The sequence below is a fragment of the Haladaptatus sp. genome (genome assembly GCF_049589095.1).
GTDB lineage: Archaea > Halobacteriota > Halobacteria > Halobacteriales > Haladaptataceae > Haladaptatus.
In genome coordinates, this window is record NZ_JBAWAC010000210.1 from 1 (window position 1) to 8,857 (window position 8,857).

8 protein-coding genes and 1 pseudogene are annotated in these 8,857 nt (G+C 63.1%); 6 read left to right on the forward strand and 3 right to left on the reverse strand.

The genetic code is table 11. The annotated features are described in order from the left end of the window. Positions 1 to 2 precede the first annotated feature (2 nt). Positions 3 to 176 carry a DUF5786 family protein gene (locus WBV42_RS06885; protein ID WP_223301795.1) on the forward strand — a complete coding sequence of 58 codons (174 nt, stop codon included), beginning with the start codon at positions 3 to 5 and terminating at the stop codon, positions 174 to 176. Positions 177 to 198: 22 nt separating this feature from the next. Here the strand turns inward: WBV42_RS06885 and WBV42_RS06890 are convergent, their stop codons facing one another. Beyond that, on the reverse strand, positions 199 to 1,053 hold the full coding sequence (locus WBV42_RS06890) for a YkgJ family cysteine cluster protein (RefSeq protein WP_423985371.1): 855 nt from the start codon (positions 1,051 to 1,053) through the stop codon (positions 199 to 201). Between the two features lie 73 nt (positions 1,054 to 1,126). On the opposite strand from WBV42_RS06890, the gene WBV42_RS06895 reads away from it, so the two are divergent. Continuing rightward, positions 1,127 to 1,408: a hypothetical protein gene (locus WBV42_RS06895; protein WP_423985372.1), complete on the forward strand. Its 282-nt coding sequence runs from the start codon at positions 1,127 to 1,129 to the stop codon at positions 1,406 to 1,408. A 137-nt stretch (positions 1,409 to 1,545) separates the two neighbouring features. After that, positions 1,546 to 3,951: a DUF4350 domain-containing protein gene (locus WBV42_RS06900; protein WP_423985373.1), complete on the forward strand. Its 2,406-nt coding sequence runs from the start codon at positions 1,546 to 1,548 to the stop codon at positions 3,949 to 3,951. A 77-nt stretch (positions 3,952 to 4,028) separates the two neighbouring features. On the opposite strand, the gene WBV42_RS06905 is transcribed toward WBV42_RS06900, so the two are convergent. Next, the gene (locus tag WBV42_RS06905) at positions 4,029 to 5,363 is read right to left on the reverse strand and encodes an MFS transporter (RefSeq protein ID WP_423985374.1); all 1,335 of its coding nucleotides are present in this window, start codon (positions 5,361 to 5,363) and stop codon (positions 4,029 to 4,031) included. 451 nt (positions 5,364 to 5,814) lie between these two features. On the opposite strand from WBV42_RS06905, the gene WBV42_RS06910 reads away from it, so the two are divergent. The 3 genes from WBV42_RS06910 (at position 5,815) to WBV42_RS06920 (ending at position 8,226) form a co-directional block, all read left to right on the forward strand. Beyond that, complete coding sequence (locus WBV42_RS06910; RefSeq protein ID WP_423985375.1) at positions 5,815 to 6,018, forward strand: DUF7561 family protein; 204 nt, start codon at positions 5,815 to 5,817, stop codon at positions 6,016 to 6,018. An 89-nt stretch (positions 6,019 to 6,107) separates the two neighbouring features. After that, positions 6,108 to 6,377 carry a hypothetical protein gene (locus WBV42_RS06915; protein WP_423985376.1) on the forward strand — a complete coding sequence of 90 codons (270 nt, stop codon included), beginning with the start codon at positions 6,108 to 6,110 and terminating at the stop codon, positions 6,375 to 6,377. A gap of 43 nt (positions 6,378 to 6,420) precedes the next feature. After that, positions 6,421 to 8,226, forward strand: a complete 1,806-nt coding sequence (locus WBV42_RS06920; RefSeq protein WP_423985377.1) for a helicase C-terminal domain-containing protein — start codon at positions 6,421 to 6,423, stop codon at positions 8,224 to 8,226. 199 nt (positions 8,227 to 8,425) lie between these two features. Here WBV42_RS06920 and WBV42_RS06925 read toward each other — a convergent pair. Continuing rightward, positions 8,426 to 8,857: pseudogene (locus tag WBV42_RS06925) on the reverse strand (class I SAM-dependent methyltransferase); the annotation flags it as partial.

Sequence of the window (8,857 nt, forward strand, 5' to 3'; positions counted from 1 at the left end):
TCATGTCAATGGGTGCCTATGACGAAGAAGAACACGAACGCCGTGAGCGGAAAAACAGTAGCGTCGATACGACCGCCGATGACGTACGATCGGAGTATCACGGGACTGTCGAATACGACTCCGGCGATTCAGCCGAAGACCTGCTCAAACAGTTCCAGAAGATGAAGTCCGAGTAGAACGGCTCTTCTTCGCAGTTGTTTACCAGCCTAGAGTGGACGGTGCGCCGCGTTTCGCTTCGACCCGCTCCGCGACCGACGGGTCCGGTTCGTCGGAGTTCTCGGCCATCGCTTCCCACTCCCGAATGGAGCGGCCGACCCACGAGTCGGCCGCTCGCGCTCGTTCCAGTACGGTTTCGTACACCGCCCGATTGTGTTCCGTCGTTCCGGGGCTGCTTGCGGCGGCGCTCGCAACGAAGTGGGCACGGTCCTCGTCGGTCAACTCGTCCGCGAGCATGCGATCGACGACGGGGGGTAACTCGTCGGGTTCCGGATAGACGAACACCTTTTCGCCGATCGCCTGCGGACCGAGGAGGAGTCCGGAGAGCGCCTCCGGCGGTTCCGAATCCAGCAATCGCTCCCCGTCGAACGCCTCCTCGACCCGCTCACATTCGGTTTGCTGTCCCAGCTTGCAGTTGTGGCCGGGGTACTCCGCACACTCCATCGGATACAGGTCGCTCCCGTGAATCCGACACTGGAGCGTCTCCGGGTCGAGGAAAGTACAGGTCGGCAGCCACTCCGGTTCCCCGATTTCGAACGGCTCGACGGGTTTTGGCGGCTTGCGAAGCCCGAGAAAGAACGCGGGTTTCCCCCCGATTGCCGCCAGTCGTTCGCCGCCGATTTCGACCCCGGAGTCGTCGTGCCAGAGGCGCGGCGTCATGGCGTCGCCGAGTCCGGCCTCCACGAACGCTTCCACTTCCTCGCGCATGAGGGGAACGAGATTGTAGGTCTCGTCCAACGGTCGGCGCGGTCCACGCCGTTCGTGGTCCGAGGAAATCGGCGCGATGGCCCGCCAGTCGATACAGCATCCAGCACATCCCTCGCAGTTCACCTCCATACCGATCACGATACGGTAGTTAGTAGCATAAACCGTCGGGTGGAACTATTTCCTTCCGGAATCGATAGTAGATATGGATACCAGCGACGACGTGCGCGTGTGGCTCGCGGAACGGACGTATTCGGACGACGAACAGAACCTGATCATCCTCGTGTACGCGACGCCGGACGGGAAACGCTACTTCCGCAAGGAGCGTGCGCTCACGAGCTTCACCGGTGCTGCGCGCGAGACCACGGCCGCACTCGACGTGTCTCCCGACCAGTTAGGAACGGTCGAAGACGAGGAAACACGCGAGCGCTACGCCACTGAAGCGAGTCGAATGATGGACGAATACGCTCCGGATGATGGCGTCTAGAACCGTGTGAAACGTAGGAATACATTGTGCACATATTTGTATATATTCTAGTGGAAGCAGGTTAAAACAAAACACGAAAAAACAACAATTTATGTCTCTGCACTTTTTTCGTTCATTCGATGCGAAGACGAACGTTTATGTCAGCGCTCGCAGCAGCAACGGCAGCGGGACCAATCGCCGCAACGGGGAGTTCCGAGGTACGAGCTGCGTCGGGGGACATTCCCGCAATCGAATTCCACTCGACGTCGAGCCTCCTCGATTCCTCTGGGGGCGAGTTGACCGATAGCTCAATCATCTCCGTCTGGGCGGAGGACACGGCCAGCAACCATGATGCCGACTCGAACGGCGACGCAACCATCTACAGCAGCGGCACGTCGATTCCGCTGGCAGCCACCGAGTCGAACGTCGTCGCGTTCGGTTCGATGCTCGTCGAGGATGACACCGTCTGGCAGCACGGGAACGAGGAGTTCGTCCTCAACGCGTGGGACGCCCAACTCGGCGGTTCCGGCACCGTTCTCTTCGACGAGGGTCACAACCAATACTACGACCTCGCGTCGTTCTCGAAGTTCGAGAGCTACGCCGAGAACAACGGCTACACCGTGACGGCAACGTCCAGCCTCTCGTCCGACCTCGGGAGCGCCGACGCGGCCGTCATCACGTCGCCCGCCACCGCGTTTTCGTCCTCGGAGTTGAGCGCCTTCTCGGACTTCGTCGCGAACGGTGGCGTCCTGTTCGTCCACGATCAATCCGACTACAACGACAACGACACGACCACGAATCTCAACGACATCGCGTCCGCACTCGGCCTCTCGTTCCGGTTCAACGACGACGAAGTCGTCGACGCAACCAACAACGGCGGTTCGGATTACCTACCGCTCACGAGCCAGTTCAACACCGCTTTCGACTACTTCACCGACCGCGAGGGACTCGGACTGGACAAGTCCAAGACCTACACCGTGGACGTCACCAAGGTCTCGGACGGCGACACCGCGACGGTGGAGTTCTCCGACGGCACGACCGAGAGCATCCGTATCCTCGGCATCGACACGCCCGAACTCTCCTCGCACAGTTCCGCCGAGCGGATTCAGGAGTGGGAGGGTATCGAGGACCTCAGTTATCTCCAGACGTGGGGTGACAACGCGAAGACCTTCGGACAGGACGAACTCGGCGGGAAGACCGTCACACTCGCGTTCGACGAGAACGAACCGATCCGGGACACCTACGACCGCGTTCTCGGCTACCTCTACTACGACGCGGATGGCGACGGGAACCGCGACGACCTGTACAATTACCACGCAGTCGAGCAGGGCTACGCCCGCGTCTACGGTTCCGGCCTCACCAAACACGACAAGTTCTGGCGTGCGGAGGACACCGCACGGTCCGATAGTCTCAACGTGTGGAGCGAAAGCGCACCCGACGAGGCTCCAACCATCCGCAACCGCGCGGTGGACGACCTGTTCTTCCCGCAAGCCGCGAGCGTCAAGACGGCATCGGGCGGCGTCGCCGACTCCCGCGTTCCGGTCTCCGCCGAGAGCACCGCCACGCAGAGCGGCGGCTACAGCTACGGCGGCGACATCCCGCTTGCCGCGGTGGATGAGGACGCCAACGTCGCCATGGTCGGCAGCCCGCTCATCGACGAGAGTTACGAGAGCTCCGAAGGCTTCGCCGTCGATACCTCCGACTACGAGAACTTCGTCTTCCTTACCAATCTCATCGACTACGTGAGCGACCGGAGCGGCGACGTCCTCATCGACGGTGGCCACGGCCAGTTCGACGCCTCCTACGCCCTCTCGAACGACGACGCGGCGTACTACGGCCGCTACCTCGAAGGCGTCGACCTCTCGTTCGACCAAGTCAACCATCTCGACGCGTTCGACCTCTCGCGTTGGCAGGCGATCATCGTCACCACGCCCGTCAGCGCGTTCACGAGCGCCGAAATCGACGCGCTCACCTCGTTCATCGCGGACGGCGGCGCCGTCGTCCTCGTCGGCGCGGGGACGGCACCGTCCGGCGCTCGTTCCAACCTGAACAGCCTCGCGTCCTCGCTCGGAACCGACCTGCGCATCAACGGCGACCAGGTCACCGACGGGACGAACAACGTCGACGGCGATTCGGGCATCCCGACGACGACGGTCTTCGACACGTCCTTCCCGCTGTTCGACGCCTACGACGGCTCGACCGGTGGTGGCAACGGTGGCGGTAGCGGCGACGGCGAGATCTCGATCGCCCAGATCCACGAGGACGCGTCGGGTAACGACTACAACAACCTCGACGACGAGTACGTCGTCTTCGAGAACACGGGAACCGGCTCCATCGATCTCACCGGTTGGACCGTCGAGGACGAGGCTTCCCACACCTACTCGTTCCCCGGCGGCTTCACCCTCAACGCCGGTGCGCAGGTGACGCTCCACACCGGCACCGGGTCGGACACGAGCACCGACCTCTACTGGGGCAAGACCGGCTCTGCAGTCTGGAACAACGGCGGCGACACGGTGTACATCTACGACGACAGCGGCGCACTGTCCACCAGCAAGTCCTACTGAAACGGACGACCCCGTTCTTCGCTGTTTTCGGACACCGTCCCGAGGAATCCCCCCCAACTTCGAAGGGAACAGCCGCGCTACTCCCCGTCACCTGATTCCGGCGTCACGTCGAACGCCGCGGGATTCGCATCCGCGACGGCGGGGAGCCGTCGGAGTCGCGGCCGCACGAGTATGTACAACCCCGTGAACCCGAAACCGAACGCGGCCAGTCCCATCGTCGTCGTCGTTCCCAGCACCTCGGCGACGACGCCGCCGACCAGCGAACCGAGCGGTAGCGTGGCACCCGAGGCGGTTCCCTTGATGGACGATATCCGAGCGAGTCGGTCGGCCGGAAACACGGTCTGGTTCAGCGTCGCCGTGAGCACGCCGTTGACGCCCGCGGGTATCCACGCGGCTCCGAACAGGACCACCGTGAGCGCCGCCGACGGCGCATAAACGGCGGCGAACCAACAGCACGCTCCCAGCGAATTGCCGACGAGGAGCAACCGCCCGTACGAGACGCCTTCGAAACGGGGCGCGACTACCGACCCGACGAGTCGGCCGATGCCGAGCGCACCGAGAAGCAGGCCGTAGACCGCGGGACCTCCCAGACCGTCGCCGAAGGCCGGGAGGATGGCGAGCGTCACGCCGGTCGCCAGGTTGACCACCGCGGTCGTGAGTATCAGTTCGACGAAGACCGTTCCACGGAGGACGTCGGCTCCCGCTCGCAGGTCGGCGACGTACGAGCCGAGCAGCGGTTCGTCGCCCCCTTCCGATTCGCCGACGGTGTCCACCGCGGTGACGGTGATTCCCGCGAACAGCATCCCGGCGACGGCGAACGTGACCGAGTCGAGCAGGAACAGCGTCGTCGCCCCGAAGACGGCGATGAAGGCACCGCCGAGGGCGTCGAACACCATGTCGAGTCCGAGCGTGACGGTCGCGAGCGCCGAGTTCGCCCGCGACAGTCGTCGCTTGGCCACGATACGGGGGACCAGCGTCGCCTGCATCGGCTCCATCAGCAGGTTCGCCAGCGTCAGTATCGGGACGACCATGAGCAGGACGCCGACGCTCATCCATCCCATCGCCGCGGCCAGCGGGAGTGCGAGGACGACGACGCCCTGTATCACCTGTGACCCCACGAGCACGGGTTTGAGCCGTAGTCGGTCTACTATCGGCCCGGCGAACATCTGCAGGAGCCACGGGAGCAACAACAGCGAGTTGACGATTCCCGTGAGGACGGTCGAACCGGTGAGGTCAAAGACGAGCCACAGGACCGCGACGGTGTAGAGGCTGTCCCCGGCGTTCGTCACGAACTCCCCGACGAAGAACCGCCGGAAGTCTCGATTCCGCCACAGCGACGGGTTCGTGGCGTTCACGTCCGCCGACGTTCCGCTCGCGTCGGCTGTATTCCCGTCCGCGTCCGCGGTGGTCATTCGCGCCCACCTCCGACGGTCGTCGATTCCGGTTCGAACCGTCCGAGGGACGGCGAGCGATGCGTCTTTCGTTCGAGCGGCAACGTGCTGACGAGTGAGTCGCGGCGACGTGCCGACGACTCGGTGGATATCGGCATGTGCGTGTGTGTTCGGTCGAGAAACTGCGGCTACGGGATGTAGCGGAACGAAACCCGAGTGCTGCGGCTATCGGGCCCCAATCCTCGGCGTGAGCGCGAGGGGTTCGAACACCGGACGACACGCGAACCGATGAGTCATAGAACGCTTCGTGGAAAAATCGAGTCACATCCATCATAGTTCTGACGGTACCGTGTCACTCGAACGCACACCAATGACGGTCCTCGGGGTTCCGTTTCTGGTTCCCGCCACCTCACCGCATCGTCCGAACCGTCCACGCCAAACGCTCTTTGCCCCTGACTCACAACTGGTTCCAATGAGTACCGACAAGTGCGACGGCTGTGGGGCGGACGTGCCGATTGCGGGAGGGATCGGAAACTTCTGGACTGCGAGTCCAAAGACCACTGGCGGAATGACGCTGGAGTTCGAGGACGGCAGCGAGCACTTCCTCTGTTATGCCTGCATCGAACAGTTGCCGGACTATCCGTCGGCGGAGGACGTGGTGGCGTTGGGCGAGTGACGAGCGAATCGGTGTCTCTCGGCTCATCTCCGCTTCCCGCTGTTTCCCGCTCCAGATAGTTTAAGACGGACCATTCTCAAATCGATCATATGTCGTTTCCCGTCCGACCGACCATTGCTATCGTGGGAGTATTCGTCGCCGCGGTTGCTATCGGTGGGATTTGGACGCGACGCTCACACTGGTCGCGCGAGAAGCAGTGGTCGCTGACGTTCGTCTTTGCAATTAGCGCCCTCATGATGGTGAGATACAGCGGCTACGACTGGGGATTCCCGGAGTGGGTGCGGACTGGATTGTACCTGACACAAGGGGTACTCGTCGTTCTCATACTCGCGTTCTTCTGGATGGATTCTAAGGCGTGACGTATCGGCAGGTTTTACGGCCCTCCTCGTCGTTCTACCAACAGTGAATCCCGAGCGGATTTTAGACGAGTTCCCCGCACCTTCCTTCCGTGGCAACCAGCAGGAGGCGCTATCGGATATTCGGGAAGCGTTCGAGGGGGAAAACGACGTGGTGCTGGTTCGCGCACCGACGGGGAGCGGTAAGTCCCTGCTCGCTCGGGCGATTGCGGGGTGTGCACGGCGGGTCGACGAGGTCGACCCGAGCGATTCGACGGGGGCGTACTACACGACGCCGCAAGTCTCGCAGTTGGACGACGTGGCCGAGGACTCCCTGCTGGACGACCTCAAAATCATCCGCGGGAAGCGAAACTACTCCTGTATCCTGCCGGGCGAGCACGACACGCCGGTCAACCGAGCACCCTGTGCCCGTGAGAAGGGCTACGACTGCTCGGTGAGACATCGCTGTCCGTATTTCTCCGACCGCGCCATCGCCAGCAACCGTGAGATCGCGGCGATGACGCTGGCGTACTTCATGCGAACTGCTGGTTCGGAGGTGTTCCGCAAGCGCGACGTGGTGGTCATCGACGAGGCCCACGGACTCGCCGAATGGGCCGAGATGTACGCCGCCATCGACCTGAACCCTCGAACGGTGCCCATCTGGGACGATATGAAGGTTCCCGAAATCACGGGTCTCGACAGGGCGGTGGAGTACGCGGAACGACTCGGCGGTACCCTCAAGCGACGAAAAGACGACCTCGTGGCGCAACCGGAACTCACGCCCGCGGAGGTCGCCCGCCGCGACCGGTTTCAGGAACTCGTCTCGGAATTGGACTGGTTCGTTGAAGACTACCGCAACCCCGACAGCGCGACGGAGTGGGTCGTGGACCAACCGGACGGGGAGGGAACCGCGATCACCATCAAACCGATGAACCCCGAGCGGTACCTCGCCCACACTGTCTGGGAGCGGGGGAACAAGTTCGCGCTCCTCTCGGCGACGATCCTGAACAAGGAGGCGTTCTGCCGACAGGTCGGCCTCGATCCGGACCGCGTCGCCCTCGTGGACGTCGGTCACACCTTCCCCGTCGAAAATCGGCCGCTGTACGACGTGACGCAGGGGAAGATGACGTACGAACACCGCGAGGACACGCTCCCGAAGATCGCGCGAACCATCGTCCGCGCCATGCAGGAACACCCCGACGAGAAGGGCATCGTCCACGCCCACTCCTACCACATCCAGCAGAAACTCGCCGAACACCTCGACGCCTTCGGGGTCGGCGGACGGGTGCGCGCCCACGGTCGCGATTCGCGCGACGCCGACCTCGATTCGTGGAAGGCGACGGACGACCCGGACGTGTTCCTCTCGGTAAAGATGGAGGAGGCGCTCGATCTGAAGGGCGACCTCGCCCGCTGGCAGGTGCTCTGTAAGGCGCCGTTCCTGAACACCGGCGACTCGCGGGTGGCCCACCGACTCGAACACGGCCAGTGGGCGTGGTACTACCGCGCCGCGCTCCGCACCGTGATTCAGGCCTGCGGGCGCGTGGTCCGCGCCCCGGACGACTATGGCGCGACGTACCTCGCCGACTCCAGCCTCCTGCAACTGTTCGACCGCGCCCGGACCGACATGCCCGACTGGTTCGCCGAACAGGTCGATCTGATGTCGTACCCGGAACTCCCCGAGTTCGACCCAGGCGATGCGGGTGGCGACGGCAGTATCGGCGGCCTCGGCGGCGGACGGAGACGAACCGAATCGCCGAGCCAATCGACCGACGATCAGTCGCAGTCGAACTCCCAATCCCGCCAATCTTCGCGCTCACGGCGTTCCGGCCGCAAAAAGAAGAGTCCGATGGCGGACGTGTGGGACACGGAGTAGTTTGTGTTCGTCCCCGAGAGGCAAAGCTACGAGAGCGGTGAAACCGGGTGGTCCGCCGGGTACTGGCTCAAATGAAGGTGACCGCGTACGCTATCCCTGAACCCAGCATCAACAGGACGAAGAACAGCGAAATCAGCTTCTGTCTATCCATACCCGAACTAACAGTTCATCTTTTATAGGTGTTTTCCACGACCTGTCGTCACTCCACCCGCGCGTCCACCACGACGTGCCACACGCCTTCGCTGTGGCTTTTCACGCGGCGCGTCTCCAGAATCTCCGCGTCCCGTCCCCGACTTTCGGCCGCCGATTCGAGCCGTGATACGGGACGCTCCCACAGTCGATTTTCGGGGGTCGTCTCGTGCATGTGGAGGATGCCGCCGGGTTCGAGGGCGGAAAGCGCCGTGTCGAGATACTCGTGGGCGTCGTAGTAGCCCATGACGACGCGTTCGGCGCTTACGTCCGTCATTTCCCGACAGTCGGCCCGATAGGCGTCGATACGGTCAGGAACGTCGTTCAGCATGGCGTTCTCCACGAGGAACTTGAACGCCGTCGGATTTCGTTCGACGGCCGTCACCTGCGCTCCGGCGCGGGCCATCGGGAGCGTGAAGTAGCCGATTCCCGCGAACATGTC

Bases quoted from the DNA above. Each gene is read 5' to 3' on its own strand.
- WBV42_RS06885 (WP_223301795.1), top strand. From the start codon at position 3: ATGTCAATGGGTGCCTATGACGAAGAAGAACACGAACGCCGTGAGCGG.
- WBV42_RS06890 (WP_423985371.1), bottom strand. From the start codon at position 1,053: ATGGAGGTGAACTGCGAGGGATGTGCTGGATGCTGTATCGACTGGCGG.
- WBV42_RS06895 (WP_423985372.1), top strand. From the start codon at position 1,127: ATGGATACCAGCGACGACGTGCGCGTGTGGCTCGCGGAACGGACGTAT.
- WBV42_RS06900 (WP_423985373.1), top strand. From the start codon at position 1,546: ATGTCAGCGCTCGCAGCAGCAACGGCAGCGGGACCAATCGCCGCAACG.
- WBV42_RS06905 (WP_423985374.1), bottom strand. From the start codon at position 5,363: ATGACCACCGCGGACGCGGACGGGAATACAGCCGACGCGAGCGGAACG.
- WBV42_RS06910 (WP_423985375.1), top strand. From the start codon at position 5,815: ATGAGTACCGACAAGTGCGACGGCTGTGGGGCGGACGTGCCGATTGCG.
- WBV42_RS06915 (WP_423985376.1), top strand. From the start codon at position 6,108: ATGTCGTTTCCCGTCCGACCGACCATTGCTATCGTGGGAGTATTCGTC.